Origin of the sequence: Burkholderia pyrrocinia (assembly GCF_001028665.1) — a bacterium.
Classification (GTDB): domain Bacteria; phylum Pseudomonadota; class Gammaproteobacteria; order Burkholderiales; family Burkholderiaceae; genus Burkholderia; species Burkholderia pyrrocinia.
In genome coordinates this window covers 3,452,154-3,470,747 of sequence record NZ_CP011503.1, presented here as the reverse complement: position 1 = coordinate 3,470,747, position 18,594 = coordinate 3,452,154, and the positions used below count along the sequence as shown (strand labels likewise).

Here is an 18,594-nt window from a genome sequence, read left to right as displayed (position 1 = left end):
TGCCGACGATGTTCTGCGAAAAAGGCCGTTCATGAGACCGTGGGCGGCTTTTTTTCGTTTATCTTGTGGGTAACTCTGACTCGACACGCGGTGGTTACTTTCTTACCGAATATTTCCCGCACTTGAAGGCTTGCAATTCGTTGTGGCGGCCTCAATTACCGAACAATTGATTCCACTCATGGGGAAATGAAATGTCAGGCACCCAACTTCTCCCGCCGGAACGCATCACGCTCCCGCTGCTGCCGCTGCGGGACGTCGTCGTTTTCCCGCACATGGTGATTCCGCTCTTCGTGGGCCGGCCGAAATCGATCAAGGCCCTCGAAGCAGCGATGGAAGGCGGCAAGCACATCATGCTCGTCGCCCAGAAAACCGCGGCCAAGGACGAACCGACCGAAAAGGACATGTACGAGGTCGGCTGTATCGCCAACATCCTGCAGATGCTGAAGCTGCCGGACGGCACCGTGAAGGTGCTCGTCGAGGGCCTGCAGCGCGCGAAGGCGTTGTCGATCGAAGAACAGGAGACGCAGTTCTCCTGCGACGTGATGCCGCTCGAGCCCGATCATGCCGACAGCGCTGAAACGGAAGCGCTGCGCCGCGCGATCGTGTCGCAGTTCGACCAGTACGTGAAGCTGAACAAGAAGATCCCGCCGGAGATCCTCACGTCGCTGTCGGGCATCGACGAAGCAGGCCGCCTCGCGGACATGATCGCCGAGCGCCTGCCGCTGAAGCTCGACCAGAAGCAGCACATCCTCGAGATGTTCCCGGTCATCGAGCGTCTCGAGCACCTGCTTGCGCAGCTCGAAGCCGAGATCGACATCCTGCAGGTCGAAAAGCGCATCCGCGGGCGCGTGAAGCGCCAGATGGAAAAGAGCCAGCGCGAGTACTACCTGAACGAGCAGGTCAAGGCGATCCAGAAGGAACTGGGCGAAGGCGAAGAGGGTGCCGATCTCGAGGAACTCGAGAAGCGCATCAATGCCGCGCGCATGCCGAAGGAAGCCAAGAAGAAGGCCGATGCCGAGCTGAAGAAGCTGAAGCTGATGTCGCCGATGTCGGCGGAAGCGACCGTCGTGCGCAACTACATCGACACGCTGATCGGCCTGCCGTGGCGCAAGAAGAGCAAGGTCAACAACGACCTGTCGAACGCCGAGCAGGTGCTCGACGAGGATCACTTCGGCCTCGAGAAGGTCAAGGAACGGATCCTCGAGTATCTCGCGGTGCAACAGCGCGTCGACAAGGTCAAGGCGCCGATCCTGTGCCTCGTCGGGCCCCCGGGCGTCGGCAAGACCTCGCTCGGCCAGTCGATCGCCCGTGCGACGAACCGCAAGTTCGTCCGGATGGCGCTCGGCGGCGTGCGCGACGAAGCCGAGATCCGCGGCCACCGTCGTACGTATATCGGTTCGATGCCGGGCAAGATCCTGCAGAGCCTCACGAAGGTCGGCGTGCGCAATCCGCTCTTCCTGCTCGACGAAGTCGACAAGATGGGCATGGATTTCCGCGGCGATCCGTCGTCGGCGCTGCTCGAAGTGCTCGATCCGGAACAGAACCACACGTTCGCCGACCACTACATCGAGGTCGACTTCGACCTGTCTGACGTGATGTTCGTCGCGACGTCGAACTCGCTGAACATCCCGCCGCCGCTGCTCGACCGGATGGAAGTGATTCGTCTGTCGGGTTACACGGAAGACGAGAAGGTCAGCATCGCGCAGCGTTACCTGCTGCCGAAGCAGAAGAAGAACAACGGGCTGAAGGAAGGCGAGATCGACGTCGCCGAACAGGCGATCCGCGACATCATCCGCTACTACACGCGCGAAGCCGGTGTGCGTTCGCTCGAGCGGGAAGTGTCGAAGATCTGCCGCAAGGTCGTGAAGATGCTGCTGCTGAAGAAGGCATCGGGCGCGATCAAGGTCGATGGCGAGAACCTCGATACGTTCCTCGGCGTGCGCAAGTACGACTTCGGCCTCGCGGCGAAGGAAAACCAGGTCGGTCAGGTGACGGGCCTCGCGTGGACGGAAGTCGGCGGCGACCTGCTGACGATCGAAGCCGCGGTGATGCCCGGCAAGGGCAACGTGATCCGCACGGGTTCGCTCGGCGACGTGATGAAGGAGTCGGTCGAGGCTGCACGTTCGGTCGTGCGTTCGCGTTCGCGCCGTCTGGGCATCAAGGACGAAGCGTTCGAGAAGCAGGACATCCACATCCACGTGCCGGAAGGCGCGACGCCGAAGGACGGTCCGTCCGCCGGCGGTGCGATGACGACCGCGCTGGTGTCGGTGCTGACGGGTATCCCCGTGCGTGCCGATGTCGCGATGACGGGCGAAATCACGTTGCGTGGTGAAGTGCTGCCGATCGGCGGGCTGAAGGAAAAGCTGCTGGCTGCGCATCGCGGCGGCATCAAGCTCGTGCTGATCCCGGAAGAGAACGTGAAGGATCTCGCGGACATTCCGGACAACGTGAAGAACGCGATCGAGATCGTGCCGGTCCGCTGGATCGACAAGGTGCTGGAGCTCGCGCTCGAGCGTTCGCCGACTCCGCTGCCGCCGGAAGAAGAAGCGAAGGCAGCGGCGCCGGTCGGCGAGGCGGCGAAGGATGCCGGCTCGACGGAAGTCGTCAAGCACTGAGTACCCGAGCGCCGTTCTTCCTGACGGTTGTTCACGAAACCCGCGGCGTGTCCGCGGGTTTTTTTATGCGTGCGGGATCGCGAGCGGACGCTGCAGAAAAAATTCGCATCCGGGCTTGGCAAAATGATCTGGGATGAATTAAACTTGCGGGCTCGCTGGTTGTTGATGCGGAAACGCAGATCGCAGCCAGAACGAATCGGAAACGGGTGCTTAGCTCAGCTGGTAGAGCGGCGCCCTTACAAGGCGTAGGTCGGGGGTTCGAACCCCTCAGCACCCACCAGTTTCCTGATTCAGCCAGACCAAGGAGCGGTAGTTCAGTCGGTTAGAATACCGGCCTGTCACGCCGGGGGTCGCGGGTTCGAGTCCCGTCCGCTCCGCCAGAAAATGAAAAAGCCCGCCTCGTGCGGGCTTTTTCATTTGCGTTTCCGGTTGCGGCTGCTCGCAGCACGTCTGGATTTCTCCCGTCCCACCCCGTATGTTGTAATATCGGTCGTTTTGTCCAATTTTCCCGTCAAGCATGCTCGATTTCTTCCGTAATCACCAGCGCCTGATGATGGCGCTCCTGCTCCTGATCGTGTTGCCGGGGCTGGGTTTCGTCGGGATCCAAGGCTTCCGCGGCTTCTTCGACGATAGTGCGAACGCCGCAGCGGTCAACGGGCACAAGATCACGCGGGTCGAATTCGACGGCGCGTTCCGCCAGCAGATCGACCAGGCGCGTCAGGCGCTCGGCGGGCAGTTCGACGTCAAGATGTTCGATACGCCCGAGCATCGCAAGCAGGTGCTCGACGGCCTGATCCAGCAACGCGTACTGGCCGACGAAACGCAGCGTCTGCACCTGACCGCGTCCGACAATGCGGTGCGCGATGCGCTGATGAGCGACCCGATGATCGCGTCGCTGAAGAAGCCCGACGGTTCGATCGACGTCGAGCGTTACGCGCAACTGCTGTCGTTCCAGGGGATGACGCCCGAGCAGTACCAGGAGCGCGTGCGCTACAGCCTCGCGCTGCAGCAGATTCCGGCCAGCATCGTGTCGAGCGCGTTCACGCCGAAGAGCCTCGCGCAACACCTGTCCGAACTCGCCGCGCAGCAGCGCGAAGTGCAGGCGCTGGTGCTGAAGACGAGCGATTTCGCATCGAAGGTCCAGCCGACCGACGCGCAACTCACCGCGTACTACGACGCGCACAAGCAGAGCTTCGCGACGCCGGAGACCGCAACGATCCAGTACCTCGTCTATTCGCCGGCCGCGGCGGCCGCAGGCGCACAGCCGACCGATGCGGACATCAAGAAGTTCTACGACGACAACCCGACGCACTTCCGCACCGAAGCGCAGGTGCGCGTGAGCCACATCTTCATCGCCGCGGCGGGCAGCGCAAGCGCGGCCGACAAGGCGGCCGCGAAGACGAAGGCCGAACAGGTGCTCGCCGACGTGAAGGCGCATCCGGACCAGTTCGCGCAGATCGCGCAGAAGAGCTCGCAGGACGCGCCGTCGGCTGCGAAGGGCGGCGACCTCGGCTTCATTACGCGCGGCTCGACGGCAGGCGGCAAGGCGTTCGACGATGCCGCATTCGCACTCAAGCAGGGCGACGTGAGCGGTGTCGTGCAGTCGGATCTCGGCTTCCACATCCTGAAGGCGACCGAAGTGAAGCCGGCGGCCGTCAAGCCGTTCGCGGAAGTGAAGGACCAGATCGCGATCGACCTGAAGCGGCAGTACGCGTCGAAGGCGTTCACGGACAACGCGGAAGGCTTCACGTCGACCGTCTACGAAAAGGCGAAGACGCTGCAGCCGGCCGCGGACAAGTACAAGCTGACGATCCAGACGGCCAGCGTCACGCCGACGCCGAATCCGCAACTGCCGCCGACGAGCCCGCTGAACAATCCGAAGTTCCTGGCCGCCGTGTTCGCGAACGACTCGGTGAAGAACCAGAACAACACGCAGGCGATCGACGTCGGCAACAACACGCTGATCTCGGCGCGCGTGACCGACTACAAGCCGGCTGCGGTGCCCGCGCTCGACGCGATCAAGGACGTCGTACGCCAGAAGGTCGTCGCCGAGCAGGCCGCGGCACTCGCGCAGAAGGACGGTGCGGCGAAGCTGGCCGGGCTGCAGAAGTCGAAGTCGGCCGACGGGTTCACGGCAGTGCAGAAGGTGTCGCGCACGCAGTCGCAGGGCCTGACGCCGGCCGCGTTGAGCGCCGTCTACAAGGTCGATCCGAAGACGCTGCCGGCTTACGTCGGGGTCGATCTCGGCGCGGACGGCTATGCGATCTACCGCGTGAACGCGGTGATCCCGGGTACGGCCGTCGATCCGCAGCAACTGGCGGCGGCGCAGCAGCAGATGGCGCAGGTCGACGCGCAAAGCGAGGGCGAAGCGTATCTCGCCGCGCTGCGCGATCGCTCGAAAGTCAAGCTGTACGGGACGACGACCAGCCAGTCGCAGGACGGCGGCAACTGAGCATCGTTTCGCATGCAACAATAACAAGCCCCGCACGAAGCGGGGCTTTTTGTTTTCCGGCGGGGCTGCGTCGTCAGCTGCGAGGCTTGCCGAGCAGAGGCTTCAGTGCCGGCCAGACGTTGTCGAGCAGAATGCCCTGTGCCTGCTGCGCGGGATGCATCTGGTCGGCCTGGAACATCTCGGGCTTGTTCTCGATGCCGGCCAGCAGGAACGGCACGAGCGGCACGCCGAGATCCTTCGACAACCGCGTATAGACGGCGTGGAACTTCTGCGTGTAGTCGGGCCCGTAATTGGGCGGCACGTACATGCCGACCAGCACGACCTTTGCCTGCGCGCGCCGCGCGCCGGCGATGATGTCGCGCAGGTTCTGTTCGGTCGTCGCGAGCGGCACGCCGCGCAGCGCATCGTTCGAACCGAGCTCGACGACGACGATCGAAGGCTTGAGCCGCTGCAGCACCGCGGGCAGCCGAGCGCGGCCGCCGCTCGTGGTGTCGCCGCTGACGCTGGCGTTCGCGACGCTATAATCGATTCGCTCGGTCGTGAGCCGCTGCCGCAGCAATGCAACCCAGCCCGTGTCGCGCGGCAGCCCGTATTCGGCCGACAGGCTGTCGCCGAGCACGACGATCACCGGTTGGCCCGATGTCGGGGCCGGCGCCGTCACGGCGCGTGCGGGCGCGGTTGCGGCCAGCAGGGTGCCCAGCAGCGCGGCGAGCGCCGCGCGTCTTTTCCAGCGAAATGTCGTGTCCATGTTCAAGATTACCGATCCGATCATCGAAGTCCATGACGTGTGCAAGCGGGTCGCCGACGCAACGGGCGAGCTGACGATCCTCGACGGCATCACGCTCGCCGTGCGGCCGGGCAGCAGCCTCGCGATCGTCGGCGCGTCGGGGTCGGGCAAGTCGACACTGCTCGGCCTGCTTGCGGGGTTGGACAGCGCGACGAGCGGCACGGTTCGCCTGCTCGGCCGCGCGCTCGACCAGCTCGACGAGGACGAGCGCGCCGCGCTGCGCAACGGCGCAGTCGGGTTCGTATTCCAGTCTTTCCAGTTGATGCCGCACCTGACGGCGCTCGAGAACGTGATGCTGCCGCTCGAACTGCGGGGCGGCATCAGCGCGCGCGATGCGGCCGATCGCGCACGGGCGCTGCTCGTGCAGGTCGGTCTCGGCGAACGCACCGCGCATTATCCGAAGCTGCTGTCGGGCGGCGAGCAGCAGCGCGTCGCGCTCGCGCGCGCCTTCGTCACGCGCCCGGCGATCCTGTTTGCCGACGAGCCGACCGGCAGCCTCGACGCGGCGACGGGGCACGCGGTCATCGACCTGATGTTCGAACTGAACCGCACGCACGGCGCAACGCTCGTGCTCGTCACGCACGATGCCGAACTCGCGCGCCGCTGCGCGACGACCGTGACGCTCGACACCGGACGCATCGTCGAGCCGCACGCGGCGCAGCGCGGCGCCTGAATTTTTCTGCCAGCCGCGCGGGTTGTGCTGCGCGGCTGGCGTGCGCATGACGCCGTCGCGTCAGCGCTTGAGCGCCGCGCGGGCGCGTTCGATCAGCGCGGTGGTCGACGAGTCGTGCTTCGCGGGATCGACCGACTCGGCCGACAGGTCGGCTTCGACGACCTTGCCGAGAATCTTGCCGAGCTCGACGCCCCACTGGTCGAACGGATTGATGTCCCACACCGTCGCCTGCACCAGTACCTTGTGCTCGTAAAGCGCGATCAGCGCGCCGAGCGTGCGCGGCGTCAGCGCTTCGACGAGCAGCGTCGTCGTCGGGCGGTTGCCGGGGAACGTCAGGTGCGGCGCGAGCGCTTCGTTGCCGGGCCCGGCGACCTTGCGCGCTTCGTCGAGCGTGCGGCCGAGCATCAGCGCCTCGCTTTGCGCGAAGCAGTTCGCGAGCAGCTTCGGATGATGGCTCGCGAGCGGATGCTCGGGCGTCAGCACCGCGATGAAGTCGATCGGCACGATCGTCGGGCCTTGGTGCAGCATCTGGAAGAACGCGTGCTGACCGTTGGTGCCCGGCTCGCCCCACGTGACGGCCGACGTCGGGTAATCGACGAAGGTGCCGTCCAGCCGCGCGGATTTGCCGTTGCTCTCCATTTCGAGCTGCTGCAGGTACGACGACAGGTAGTGCAGCGCTTCCGAATACGGCGCGACGAGATAGCTCTGCGAGCCGAAGAAATTCCGGTACCAGATGCCGATCAGGCCGAGCAGTACCGGCAGGTTGCGTTCGAGCGGCGCTTCGCGGAAATGGCGGTCCATGTCGTTCGCGCCGGCCAGCAGTTCGTCGAACTGCTCGGGGCCGATCGCGATCATGATCGACAGACCGACCGCCGACCACAGCGAATAGCGGCCGCCGACCCAGTCCCACATTTCGAACACGTTGTCCGCGGCGATCCCGAACTTCACGACTTCGGCCGGGTTCGCCGACACGCCGACGAAGTGCTTCGCGAGCGCTTCCTCGGGGCAGCCGCGCGCGACGAACCAGTCGCGCAGCGAGCGTGCGTTCGTCATCGTCTCGAGCGTCGTGAAGGTCTTCGACACGATGATCGCGAGCGTTTCCTCGGGATCGACCTGTTCGAGCACGCGCGCAAGATCGGCGCCGTCGACGTTCGACACGAAGTGGGTCGAGATTTCAGGTGTCGCGACGTGATGCAGCGCATGCACGACCATCTTCGGCCCGAGATCGGAGCCGCCGATGCCGATGTTGATCACGTGGCGGATGCGCTTGCCCGTGTAGCCCGTCCACGTGCCGCTGCGCACGGCGCGCGCGAAGGTCGCCATCTTCGCGCGCTCGGCGCTCACCTGTGCGTGGAACGGCGCTTGCGGGTCGGTCGCGCGCAATGCGGTGTGCAGCGCGGCGCGGCCTTCGGTCGGGTTGACGATCTCGCCCGCGAACATCGCGTCGCGGCGCGCTTCGACGCCTGCGTCGCGCGCGAGCTGCACGAGCAGGCGCAGCGTTTCGTCGTTGATGCGGTTCTTCGAGAGATCGGCCGCGAGACCGCCGCCCGGGATCGTGAAGCGTTCGGCGCGGGTCGGCGCGCGGTCGTTTTCCGGCGCGAACCAGTCGCGCAGCCGGGCGTGGCGGATCTGTTCGAAGTGGGATTGAAGGGCAGTCCAGGCGGGGAGCGAATTCAGCGTCATGGCAGTTCGAGTGAAGCGTGAATCGGGAGGAATGCCGCGCCGGCTCATCGGGATCGGAAGGCCGGCGGACGAGAGGGCCCGCCGTGCGGCGGGGCAGTCAGTATAGCGGCGTTATGTGTCGGCGCGCGGCGACGGATAAAAAAGGCGATTGATCAGCGTGCGCACCATCGGCGCGAGTTCGCCGGCCGTGAGCCCGGCCGGGCCGGTGCCGTGCGCGGTCAGCGTGTCGGCCGCGAGGCCGTGCAGGTAGACGCCCGCGAGCGCCGCTTCGTACGGCGCGACGCGCTGTGCGAGCAGCGCGCCGATCAGGCCGCCGAGCACGTCGCCGGTGCCGCCGGTGGCGAGCGCCGCGTTGCCGGTCGGGTTGATCGTCACGCGGCCGTCGGGCGCCGCAATCACCGTGCCCGAGCCTTTCAGCACGACGATGGCCGCATGGCGCGCGGCGAGCGCTTGCGCGGCCGCGACGCGGTCGCGCTGCACCGTTGCCGTGTCGCTGCCGAGCAGCCGCGCGGCCTCGAGCGGGTGCGGGGTCAGCACGCAGGGATTGCCGCGCGCGCCGCGCTTGGCGACGGCGGCCGCGAGGTCCGCATGCGTCGCCACGAGGTTCAGCGCGTCGGCATCGAGCAATGTCGCGGCATCATGGGCGAGCACGTCGCGCACGAGCGTTGCCGCGGCCTCGCGCGTGCCGAGGCCGCAGCCGGCCGCGATCGCGGTCATCGCGCCGAGGTCGAGGCCGTCGGCCGGATGCAGCATCAGTTCGGGGAACGGCGGGTCGTACGGCGGGGCGCCGGCGCCGAGGAAGCCGACGTGCACCTTGCCGGCGCCCGCGAACAGCGCGGCGCGCGCGGCCAGGATCGGCGCGCCGCACATGCCCGTGTCGCCGCCGAGCACCGCGAGGCTGCCGAACGTGCCCTTGTGGGACGCGAACGCGCGCGCGGGCAGGGCCGCGGCGAATCGCGCGGGCGCATTCAGTACGATGGCCGGCGCGGCGGGCGGCGCGACGTCGAGCGACTCGATGTCGATCTCGCCGGCGAGGTCGCGGCCGTCGCCCGTGTAGAGGCCCGGCTTCGCGCCGATGAAGGTGAGCGTATGCGTGGCCGCGACGGCGACGCCCGCGCCGACGATCCGGCCCGTATCGCTGTCGAGGCCGCTCGGCACGTCGAGCGCGAGCACGCGGCCGCCGCTCCGTGCATGCGCGGCAATGCGCGCGGCCTGCTCGGCGAACGCGCCGTCGAGCGCGCGGCCGAGACCGATGCCGAACAACCCGTCGACGACCCATGCATAACCGTCCAGCGACGCGGGTGGCGTGGCCGACAGCGGTACGCCGGCCGCGCGCGCGAGGCCGAGCGCCCATTGTGCGTCGTCCGGCTTGACCGGCACCGGCATCCACGCCTGCGTCGCGACGCCGAGCTGCTGGAGCTGCGCGGCGGTCACCAGCGCGTCGCCGCCGTTGTTGCCGGGGCCGACCGCGAACCACACGGGGCGCTCGCCCGCGACGCGCTCGGACAGCCAGCGCGCGGCGGCGGCACCCGCACGGCCCATCAGCGTGTGCGGCGGCAGCGCCGCGGCTGCGTCGGCTTCGGCCGCGCGCAAGTCGGCGACGCGCAGCAGCGCGATCGGATCGGAATCGGGAAACGGGTGGGTAGCGGTCATCGCGGGATCGTGGCGGCTGGCAAGGATGCTGCCGCGGGACGATCCCGCGGCGGTCAGGTCGTGAAGCGCTCGGCGCGCAGCGCGGCGAGCGTGTCGGCGGGCCAGTGCTGCACGTCGCCGCCCAGATAGTCGGTCACCACTTTAGCAGACCCGCACGCGAGCCCCCAGCCGGTCGGGCCGTGCCCGAAATTGACGAATACGCGCGGATGCGGGGTCGGACCCACGACGGGCAGGCCGTCCGGCGACAGCAGTTGCGTGCCTTGCCACGACAGCGCGGCCGAGATCCGGGCGGCGCCGGGCACCCAGTCGTGGACGGCCTGGCCGAGCAGCGCGAGCGCAGCCTCGGACAGCGGCTCGGCGAGCGGCTTCGCGGTGTCGGGCAGGCTTTGCAGCACGGCGCCGCCGCCGACGCGCAGTCGCTGGTGGGTGCGCGTGATCGAGATGCGCTTGATCGAATCGACGACGCTCAGGTGCGGCGCGTGCTCTTCGTACGCGACCGGCGCGGTGAGCGTATGGACCCGTACCGGGTGCAGCGGCAGGCGCCAGCCGAGCCGGTCGAGCAGCGGCAGGCTGCCGGCGCCGGCGGCGACCACGATCGCGTCGGCGGAAATCACGTCGACTTCGTGCGCCTTCGCTGCGTTCCGGTGGCCGGACGGAACGAGTTCGACCGCGGTGCGGCCGGTGTCGACGCGAATCGCGGCAACGTCGGCGCCGAAGCGGAACTGCACGCCGTGCTCGTCGAGCGTCTGCTTGACCAGTTTCGCGAACAGCGGGCAGTTCCCGGTGCGCTCGGTCTCGAGCAGCACGCCGCCGGCGAAGCCGGGCTCGGCCGGCACCGACGGTTCGAGTGCCGCGCATTCGTCGGCGCTCAGCGTGCGGTACGGCTGGTCGAGCGTGCGCAGCAGGTCGAGCGCGGGCTGCATCGCTTCCCAGTCGCGCGGATCGCGCACGACGTGCAGGATGCCGGGCTTCTGTTCGAATTCGAGTTCGAGGCGCGCCTCGATGTCGGCGAGCGTGTCGCGCGACGCGTCGATCAGCGGGCGCAGCCGCGCGTACTGCGCGGCGAACACGTCGGGCTCGCGCAGCGCGGCGAGCTGCTTGACGAAGCGGCGCACGCCGCCGTTGAAGCCCGGCTTGTAAACGATGCCGCTGTCGCGCGGCTGGCGCTGGCGCATGAAGGTCGGGCCGAACCAGACGTCGAGCGGGCTCGGCAGCAGCGCGCCGCCGTCGCCGTAGGTCGCGCCTTGCGCGACGGTCGCGTGGCGTTCGACCACGCACACGCGATGGCCGGCCGCGCGCAGCTGGTAGGCGGTGGCGACGCCGCTGATTCCGCCGCCGATGACGATGACATCCATGGATTGCTTCGATGACGGGCGGCGCGCACGCCACCCGGTGAGAATTCGCAGAGGGCCCCGGCCCGGTGAACCCGGAATGATAGCGCCAAAATCGCGGTAACCGACGTCGGACGCGCGCGTACCGTGCGGCCGCGCCGCGGCCGCCGGCTGCCGCGTCCGCGCGGGCCGGCCCGGCGGGCGGCCGTGCGCGGCGCGCGCCGCGGCACCGTTGCGGTGCATGCGGACTACCGATCGGCCGGTTTGGGGCGACCGACTTCCGGGTATAATTACGGCCTTCCTTTCGCCCCACGTCGCCACCTTGCGCGACTCATCGACGTCAGTCCAGCCCATGGCTCACTTCTCGTGTTTTCCCGGCGCTTCGGCCCTCTCCGATTTCCGTCAAACCCGTCTGCTCGACACGCTCAGGCAAATCGACGCCAACATCGTCGCGGTGCGCGGCCAGTTCCTGCACTTCGTCAATGCGGCCGAGCCGCTGTCGGCCGACGACAGCGCGCGCATCGACGCGCTGATGCACTACGGTGCGCCGTTCGAGCCGGCGGCCGAGAAGGGGGCGGCCGAGACCTTCGTCGTGCTGCCGCGCTTCGGCACGGTCTCGCCGTGGGCGAGCAAGGCGACCGACATCGCGCAGCACTGCGGCCTCACGCAGGTGCGCCGCATCGAGCGCGGCGTCGAATTCACGGTCACGCTGAAGTCGGGCCTGCTCGGCGGCAAGAAGGCGCTGTCCGACGACGCGCGTGCGGCCGTTGCCGCCGCGCTGCATGACCGGATGACCGAAAGCGTGGTCGCCGCGCGCGACGACGCGAAGCACCTGTTCGACGAACTGCCGGCCAAGCCGCTCGCGAGCGTCGACGTGCTGGGCGTCGGCCGCGGCGCGCTCGAGCGCGCGAACGTCGAGCTGGGCCTCGCGCTCGCCGACGACGAAATCGACTACCTGGTCGATGCGTTCCGCAAGCTCGAACGCAACCCGACCGACGTCGAACTGATGATGTTCGCGCAGGCGAACAGCGAGCACTGCCGCCACAAGATCTTCAACGCACAGTGGACGATCGACGGCGCAGCGCAGGACATGTCGCTGTTCGCGATGATCCGCAACACCGAGAAGCTGAACCCGCAGGGCACGATCGTCGCGTATTCGGACAACTCGTCGATCATGGTCGGCGCCGAGGCCGAGCGCTGGTTCCCGCGCAACGCAGGCGCGGCCGGCGAGCCGGGCGAGCGTTATGGCCGCCACACCGAGCTCACGCACACGCTGATGAAGGTCGAGACGCACAACCACCCGACGGCGATCTCGCCGTTCCCGGGTGCGGCGACCGGCGCGGGCGGCGAGATCCGCGACGAAGGCGCGACGGGCCGCGGGGCGCGTCCGAAGGCCGGCCTCACGGGCTTCACCGTGTCGAACCTCGACCTGCCCGATGCACGCCAGTCGTGGGAAAACGCGCGCGACGCGGCGCAGCCGGTCGGCGAGCGCAACCCGAACGATGCGCACGGCCCGTACGGCCGCCCGGACCGCATCGCGTCGCCGCTGCAGATCATGATCGACGGCCCGCTCGGCGGCGCCGCGTTCAACAACGAATTCGGCCGCCCGAACCTCGGCGGGTATTTCCGCGTGTACGAGCAGAACGTCGGCGGCCAGGTGCGCGGCTATCACAAGCCGATCATGATCGCGGGCGGCCTCGGCAACATCGCGGATCAACATACGCACAAGCACGACGTGCCGGCCGGCTCGCTGCTGATCCAGATCGGCGGCCCCGGCATGCGGATCGGCATGGGCGGCGGCGCGGCGAGCTCGATGGCAACCGGCGCGAACACGGCCGAGCTCGACTTCGACTCGGTGCAGCGCGGCAACCCCGAAATCGAGCGTCGCGCGCAGGAAGTGATCAACGGCTGCTGGCAGCTCGGCGCGGAAAACCCGATCCTGAGCATCCACGACGTCGGCGCGGGCGGCCTGTCGAACGCGTTCCCCGAGATCGTCGACGGCGCGGGCAAGGGCGCGCGCTTCGAACTGCGCAAGGTCGCGCTCGAGGAATCGGGCCTGTCGCCGCGCGAGATCTGGTCGAACGAGGCGCAGGAGCGCTACGTGCTCGCGATCGCGCCGGCGGACCTGCCGCGCTTCGAGGCGATCTGCGCGCGTGAGCGCTGCCCGTTCGCGGTGGTCGGTGTTGCAACCGACGAGCGCCAGTTGCAGCTCGTCGACGCCGAAGCGACGGGGGGCGACGAATATCCGGTCGACATGCCGATGGAAGTGCTGCTCGGCAAGCCGCCGCGCATGCACCGCGACGTCGCACGCGTGGCGACCGAGCGCGCGCCGGTCGACGTGACGGGCATCGCACTGTCGGAAGTCGCCGTCGACGTGCTGAAGCACCCGACGGTCGGCAGCAAGTCGTTCCTGATCACGATCGGCGACCGTTCGGTCGGCGGCACGTCGGTGCGCGACCAGATGGTCGGCCCGTGGCAGGTGCCGGTGGCCGACTGCGCGGTCACCGCGCTCGACTATGCGGGCTTCAAGGGCGAGGCGATGACGATGGCCGAGCGCACGCCGCTCGCGGTGATCGACGCGCCGGCATCGGGCCGCATGGCGGTCGGCGAAGCAGTCACGAACATCGCGAGCGCGCCGATCGCGTCGCTCGACAAGCTGAAGCTGTCGGCGAACTGGATGGCCGCGTGCGGCACGGCCGGCGAGGACGCCGCGCTGTTCGACACGGTCAAGGCGATCGGCATGGAGCTGTGCCCGGCGCTCGGGATCGGCATCCCGGTCGGCAAGGACTCGCTGTCGATGAAGACGAAGTGGGACGAGCAGGGCGTCGCGAAGGAAGTGGTCTCGCCGGTGTCGCTGATCATCTCCGCGTTCGCGCCGGTCGAGGACGTGCGCCGTCACCTGACGCCGCAACTGCGCCGCGTCGCCGACGCGGGCGACAGCGTGCTGATCGCGATCGATCTCGGCCGCGGCAAGAACCGGATGGGCGGCAGCATCTTCGCGCAGGTCACGCAGCAGGTCGGCGACACGACGCCGGACGTCGACGATGCGGAAGACCTGAAGCGCTTCTTCAATGCGATCCAGTCGCTCAATGCGCAGGACAAGCTGCTCGCGTACCACGACCGCTCGGACGGCGGCCTGTGGGCGACGGTGTGCGAAATGGCGTTCGCGGGCCACGCGGGCGTGTCGCTGAACGTCGACATGCTGACGCTCGACGAGAAGCATGAATCCGACTACGGCGACGCAAAGGACTGGGCGAAGCAGACGAGCGGCCGCCGCGACGATCGCACGCTGCGCGCGCTGTTCTCCGAGGAACTCGGCGCCGTCGTGCAGGTGCGTGCGGCCGACCGCGACGCGGTGCTCGGCGCGCTGCGCGAGTTCGGTCTGTCGGCGTGTTCGCACGTGATCGGCTCGGTCAACGACCGCGACGTGATCGAGGTGTACCGCGACGCGAAGAAGATCTTCGACGCTCCGCGCACCGAACTCCATCGCGCATGGGGCGAAGTGAGCTGGCGCATCGCGCGCCTGCGCGACAACCCCGCATGTGCGGATGCCGAATACGACGCGCTGCTCGACGCGGCCGATCCGGGCATCTCGCCGGTGCTGAGCTTCGATCCGGCCGACGACATCGCCGCGCCGTTCATCGCGACCGGCGCGCGGCCGCGCGTCGCGATCCTGCGCGAGCAGGGCGTGAACTCGCATCTGGAAACGGCCTATGCGTTCGACCGTGCGGGCTTCGACGCGCACGACGTGCACATGAGCGACCTGCTCGCGGGCCGCGCGACGCTGGCCGATTTCGCGGGTGCGGTCGCGTGCGGCGGCTTCTCGTACGGCGACGTGCTCGGTGCGGGCGAAGGCTGGGCGAAGACGATCCGTTTCAACGCGAACCTCGCTGACATGTTCGCGGCGTTCTTTGCGCGTCCGGACACGTTCGCGCTCGGCATCTGCAACGGCTGCCAGATGCTGTCGAGCCTCGCGTCGATGATCCCGGGCGCGGAAGCATGGCCGAAGTTCACGCGCAACAAGTCCGAACAGTTCGAGGCACGCTTCTCGTTCGTGGAAGTGGAGAAGTCGCCGTCGATCTTCTTCGCGGGGATGGAAGGCTCGCGGATCCCGGTCGCGGTCGCGCACGGCGAAGGTTATGCGGACTTCTCGCAGCAGGGCGATATCGACCGCGTGGCAGTCGCGATGCGTTTCGTCGACCACCGCGGCGAAGCGACCGAGCGTTATCCGTTCAACCCGAACGGCTCGCCGGCCGGCATCACGTCGGTGACGACGGCCGACGGCCGCTTCTCGGTGCTGATGCCGCACATGGAGCGCGTGCACCGTACGGTCGCGATGAGCTGGCACCCGGAAGGCTGGGGCGAGGCGAGCCCGTGGATGCGCGTGTTCCGCAACGCGCGCCGCTGGATCGGCTGATCCGGATGATGTTCGACCCGAATGCGCCGGTCGAGGTCGTCACGCTGCGCGACGAGCGCAAGAGTGAGGTCGACACGATCGGCCGCGTGATTGGCGCGGCGTTTGCGGGCGAGCCGCAAGGCGGGCAGTTCGAGCGGCGGATCGTCGACGCGCTGCGCGCGGACGGTTTGCTGAGCGTGTCGCTCGTCGCGGAGCGCGACGGGCGCGTCATCGGCCACGTCGCGTTCTCGCCGGTCGCGATCGGCGGCGAACCGGCGGATCGACAGCAGTGGTACGGGCTTGCGCCGCTCGCGGTGCTGCCCGACTGCCAGCGGCAGAGCGTCGGCGCGGGGCTCGTGCGCGCGGGGCTCGACGCGTTGCGCCGGCTCGGCGCGCGCGGCTGCGTCGTGCTCGGCGATCCCGCGTACTACGCGCGCTTCGGGTTCGAGCCGTCCGGCGACATCGTGTTTCCGGACGTACCGCGCGAGTATTTCCTCGCGTTGTCGTTCGACGCATCGGCGCCGCTGCCGTCGGGCGAAGCGCGCTATCACGACGTGTTCTATCCCGCGTAGGGAACGCGGCGGCGCGGGTGATGTCCGGCACAGAAAAGGCTGCTCCTGGAGCAGCCTTTTTTATCGCGCGTCGACCGGCTGCCGAAACCTCGCGATGCGCGCGATCCCGCACGCCAAATGAAAAAGCCGCTCCGAAGAGCGGCTTTCCGATGCACGGGCGACGTGCGCCTGCGTTACTGGATCTTTGCGTGCTGGCGCAGACCTTCCTCGAACGCCTGCAGCTTCTGCTGCACGAGTTGTTGCGCGATCTGCGCCTTCACCTGGTCGAACGGCGGCGGCGCGATGTCGCGGATGTCGTCGACGCGGATGATGTGCCAGCCGAACTGCGTCTTCACCGGCGCGTCGGTCATCTGGCCTTTCTGCAGCGTCTGCGCGGCTGCCGCGAATTCCGGCACGTACGCCTTCGGGTCGGACCAGTCGAGATCGCCGCCGTTCTTGCCCGAACCCGGATCCTTCGAGTATTGCTTCGCGAGATCCTCGAACTTCGCGCCGGCCTTGATCTTCGCGATCAGGTCCTTCGCCTGCTGCTCGTTGTCGACGAGGATGTGGTGCAGGTGATATTCGCGGTTGCCGCCGGCGCCCTTGACGAGTTCGTCGTAGCGCGTCTTCACTTCGGCGTCGGTCGGCTGGTTCTTCTTCAGGAAGCTCTCGATCATCGAGCGCAGCACGACGGTCTGCTGCGCGACGGCGACCTGCGCCTTCACGTCCGGACGGTTCGGGATGCCTTCGCGGATCGCTTCCTGCATCAGGATTTCGCGGTTCACGAGTTCCTGGCGCACGGCCTGCTGCAGTTGCGGGCTGTCGGTCTGGCCTTGCTGGACGAGCTGAGCAACCATCGCGTCGGCGCGCGACTTCGGAATCGGCGTGCCGTTGACGACGGCGATGTTCTGGGCGAATGCCGGTGCCGCTGCGAAAGCAGCCGCCGCGACCCACAGGCGGGGGGATTTCAGGATCATCGGGAATTCCTAATGAGACTAGATAGAAGATTCGTTGAATTCTTCGGGCGTGTAAGCCACGATCGCGAGCGCGTGAATGCCGCGCTGCATCGCATCAGCGAGCGCATCATACACCAGCCGGTGCCGTGCGACGCGCGGCTTGCCCGCGAAGGCGGCCGACACGATCGTGACCGTGTAGTGGCCGCCGGAGGCCGCGCCGGCGTGGCCCGCGTGCTGCGCGCTGTCGTCGCGCACGGCGAGCGACACGGGGGCGAGCGACGCGGTGAGGCGTGCTTCGATCAGCGCGATGCGTTCGTCGGGCGACGCGTGGAGAAAGGCGTCCGTCATGTCATTCGTCCTTCAGGTACTTCGTGAGCCACAAGCTCTGCAGGATGATGAACACGACCATCGCGCCCGTCGTACCGAACAGCTTGAAGTTCACCCATTGCGATTCGGTGAAGTTGTGCACCACGTACAGGTTCGCGACGCCGAGCACCGCGAAGAACAGCGCCCACGCGACGTTCAGCTTGTCCCACACGGGGTGCGGCAGCGTGAGCTGCTTGCCCATCATCTTCTCGATCAGGTTGTTGCCGAACGCATAGCGCGCGGCAAGCAGCCCGACCGCAAACAACCAGTACAGCACAGTCGGTTTCCATTGAATGAATTTCTCGTCATGCAGGACGAGGGTAGCGCCGCCGAAGACGACGATCACGCCGAGGCTGACCCACAGCATCGTGTCGACCTTCCGGTGCCGGAAGGCGACCCACGCGACCTGGGCCAGCGTCGCGACGATCGCGACGGCGGTGGCGGTGAAGATGCCCCAGACCTTGAAGGCGACAAAAAACAGGATGATCGGAAACAGATCGAACAGGAATTTCATGGCGCTCGCAGCTGCGTGAAAGGCCGCTTGCGCGGCCTTTCACCGTTGTAGGGACCCGCCAGGCACCGCCGTCGCGGATCGGGGGCGGCCCGCCCGAGGGTAGCCGCCCGGCGAGGGTTGCCCCGCCGATCCGCCCGGCGCCGCTCATTCGTTTTCGGGTCGGGACTCGAAGTTTAACGCAGCCGAATTGATGCAGTACCGCAAACCGGTCTTGTCGCGCGGGCCATCCTCGAAGACGTGGCCGAGATGCGCGCCGCAATGGTTGCAGCGAACTTCGACGCGCACCATGCCGTGCGAGTAGTCGACCTTCTCGTCGATCACCTCGCCTTCGAGCGGCTTGAAGTAGCTGGGCCAGCCGCAGCCCGAGTGGAACTTGGAACCGGATTCGAACAGCGGCGTGCTGCAGACGACGCACTTGTAGATGCCGGCATCTTCGGTGTCGGTGTATTCGCCGGTGAATGCGCGCTCGGTCGCCGCATGCTGCGTGACTTCGTACTGCATCGGCGTGAGCCGGCGGCGCAGCTCGGCGTCGTCCTTCTGGTACGGGAAGGTTTTGTCGTCGGAATCGTGGGACATGTGGGGTTCTCCTGATCGGTCGGTCGATACGCGCGGGTTGG

The 18,594-nt window shown here is 67.6% G+C and carries 13 protein-coding genes and 2 tRNA genes; 7 read left to right on the top strand and 8 right to left on the bottom strand.

All coding sequences use genetic code 11. The annotated features are described in order from the left end of the window. The first annotated feature begins 191 nt into the window (after window positions 1-191). The 4 genes from lon to ABD05_RS15795 all read left to right on the top strand — a co-directional run bounded on the left by lon (window position 192) and on the right by ABD05_RS15795 (window position 5,067). A complete protein-coding gene (gene lon, locus ABD05_RS15810; RefSeq protein WP_047900930.1) occupies window positions 192-2,615 on the top strand; it encodes an endopeptidase La in 2,424 nt (807 codons plus the stop codon). Window positions 2,616-2,819: 204 nt separating this feature from the next. Next, window positions 2,820-2,895 (top strand) — tRNA-Val (locus tag ABD05_RS15805). A 23-nt stretch (window positions 2,896-2,918) separates the two neighbouring features. Further along, a tRNA-Asp gene (locus ABD05_RS15800) sits at window positions 2,919-2,995 on the top strand. A 137-nt stretch (window positions 2,996-3,132) separates the two neighbouring features. Next, a complete protein-coding gene (locus ABD05_RS15795; protein ID WP_047900929.1) occupies window positions 3,133-5,067 on the top strand; it encodes a SurA N-terminal domain-containing protein in 1,935 nt (644 codons plus the stop codon). A gap of 73 nt (window positions 5,068-5,140) precedes the next feature. Here the strand turns inward: ABD05_RS15795 and ABD05_RS15790 are convergent, their stop codons facing one another. Further along, window positions 5,141-5,815, bottom strand: a complete 675-nt coding sequence (locus tag ABD05_RS15790; RefSeq protein WP_047900928.1) for an arylesterase — start codon at window positions 5,813-5,815, stop codon at window positions 5,141-5,143. On the opposite strand from ABD05_RS15790, the gene ABD05_RS15785 reads away from it, so the two are divergent. Further along, complete coding sequence (locus ABD05_RS15785; protein ID WP_047900927.1) at window positions 5,814-6,527, top strand: ABC transporter ATP-binding protein; 714 nt, start codon at window positions 5,814-5,816, stop codon at window positions 6,525-6,527. The two genes, ABD05_RS15790 and ABD05_RS15785, sit on opposite strands and share 2 nt — an antisense overlap. 60 nt (window positions 6,528-6,587) lie before the next feature. Here the strand turns inward: ABD05_RS15785 and pgi are convergent, their stop codons facing one another. From pgi to ABD05_RS15770, 3 genes are all read right to left on the bottom strand, one after another. Then, window positions 6,588-8,210: a glucose-6-phosphate isomerase gene (pgi, locus tag ABD05_RS15780; RefSeq protein ID WP_047900926.1), complete on the bottom strand. Its 1,623-nt coding sequence runs from the start codon at window positions 8,208-8,210 to the stop codon at window positions 6,588-6,590. Between the two features lie 111 nt (window positions 8,211-8,321). Next, on the bottom strand, window positions 8,322-9,863 hold the full coding sequence (locus ABD05_RS15775) for an NAD(P)H-hydrate dehydratase (RefSeq protein ID WP_047900925.1): 1,542 nt from the start codon (window positions 9,861-9,863) through the stop codon (window positions 8,322-8,324). 53 nt (window positions 9,864-9,916) lie between these two features. Continuing rightward, the gene (locus ABD05_RS15770; protein WP_047900924.1) at window positions 9,917-11,218 is read right to left on the bottom strand and encodes an FAD-dependent oxidoreductase; all 1,302 of its coding nucleotides are present in this window, start codon (window positions 11,216-11,218) and stop codon (window positions 9,917-9,919) included. A 328-nt stretch (window positions 11,219-11,546) separates the two neighbouring features. Between ABD05_RS15770 and purL the strand changes: the two genes are divergently transcribed. Continuing rightward, complete coding sequence (purL, locus tag ABD05_RS15765) at window positions 11,547-15,611, top strand: phosphoribosylformylglycinamidine synthase (RefSeq protein WP_047900923.1); 4,065 nt, start codon at window positions 11,547-11,549, stop codon at window positions 15,609-15,611. Window positions 15,612-15,616: 5 nt separating this feature from the next. Next, window positions 15,617-16,162 carry a GNAT family N-acetyltransferase gene (locus tag ABD05_RS15760; RefSeq protein WP_047901253.1) on the top strand — a complete coding sequence of 182 codons (546 nt, stop codon included), beginning with the start codon at window positions 15,617-15,619 and terminating at the stop codon, window positions 16,160-16,162. A 173-nt stretch (window positions 16,163-16,335) separates the two neighbouring features. Here the strand turns inward: ABD05_RS15760 and ABD05_RS15755 are convergent, their stop codons facing one another. From ABD05_RS15755 to msrB, 4 genes are all read right to left on the bottom strand, one after another. Beyond that, window positions 16,336-17,118: a peptidylprolyl isomerase gene (locus ABD05_RS15755; RefSeq protein WP_047900922.1), complete on the bottom strand. Its 783-nt coding sequence runs from the start codon at window positions 17,116-17,118 to the stop codon at window positions 16,336-16,338. Window positions 17,119-17,136: 18 nt separating this feature from the next. Next, a complete protein-coding gene (locus ABD05_RS15750) occupies window positions 17,137-17,445 on the bottom strand; it encodes a BolA family protein (protein ID WP_047900921.1) in 309 nt (102 codons plus the stop codon). Between the two features lies 1 nt (window position 17,446). Beyond that, window positions 17,447-17,977 carry a septation protein A gene (locus ABD05_RS15745; protein ID WP_034181202.1) on the bottom strand — a complete coding sequence of 177 codons (531 nt, stop codon included), beginning with the start codon at window positions 17,975-17,977 and terminating at the stop codon, window positions 17,447-17,449. 144 nt (window positions 17,978-18,121) lie between these two features. Further along, window positions 18,122-18,553 (bottom strand): peptide-methionine (R)-S-oxide reductase MsrB, encoded by a 432-nt coding sequence (gene msrB, locus ABD05_RS15740; protein WP_047900920.1) that lies wholly within the window; start codon window positions 18,551-18,553, stop codon window positions 18,122-18,124. Window positions 18,554-18,594: the final 41 nt, after the last annotated feature.

Excerpts from the sequence above, each read along its gene's own strand:
- lon (WP_047900930.1), top strand. The coding sequence starts at position 192 with ATGTCAGGCACCCAACTTCTCCCGCCGGAACGCATCACGCTCCCGCTG.
- ABD05_RS15795 (WP_047900929.1), top strand. The coding sequence starts at position 3,133 with ATGCTCGATTTCTTCCGTAATCACCAGCGCCTGATGATGGCGCTCCTG.
- ABD05_RS15785 (WP_047900927.1), top strand. The coding sequence starts at position 5,814 with ATGTTCAAGATTACCGATCCGATCATCGAAGTCCATGACGTGTGCAAG.
- ABD05_RS15790 (WP_047900928.1), bottom strand. The coding sequence starts at position 5,815 with ATGGACACGACATTTCGCTGGAAAAGACGCGCGGCGCTCGCCGCGCTG.
- pgi (WP_047900926.1), bottom strand. The coding sequence starts at position 8,210 with ATGACGCTGAATTCGCTCCCCGCCTGGACTGCCCTTCAATCCCACTTC.
- ABD05_RS15775 (WP_047900925.1), bottom strand. The coding sequence starts at position 9,863 with ATGACCGCTACCCACCCGTTTCCCGATTCCGATCCGATCGCGCTGCTG.
- ABD05_RS15770 (WP_047900924.1), bottom strand. The coding sequence starts at position 11,218 with ATGGATGTCATCGTCATCGGCGGCGGAATCAGCGGCGTCGCCACCGCC.
- purL (WP_047900923.1), top strand. The coding sequence starts at position 11,547 with ATGGCTCACTTCTCGTGTTTTCCCGGCGCTTCGGCCCTCTCCGATTTC.
- ABD05_RS15760 (WP_047901253.1), top strand. The coding sequence starts at position 15,617 with ATGATGTTCGACCCGAATGCGCCGGTCGAGGTCGTCACGCTGCGCGAC.
- ABD05_RS15755 (WP_047900922.1), bottom strand. The coding sequence starts at position 17,118 with ATGATCCTGAAATCCCCCCGCCTGTGGGTCGCGGCGGCTGCTTTCGCA.
- ABD05_RS15750 (WP_047900921.1), bottom strand. The coding sequence starts at position 17,445 with ATGACGGACGCCTTTCTCCACGCGTCGCCCGACGAACGCATCGCGCTG.
- ABD05_RS15745 (WP_034181202.1), bottom strand. The coding sequence starts at position 17,977 with ATGAAATTCCTGTTCGATCTGTTTCCGATCATCCTGTTTTTTGTCGCC.
- msrB (WP_047900920.1), bottom strand. The coding sequence starts at position 18,553 with ATGTCCCACGATTCCGACGACAAAACCTTCCCGTACCAGAAGGACGAC.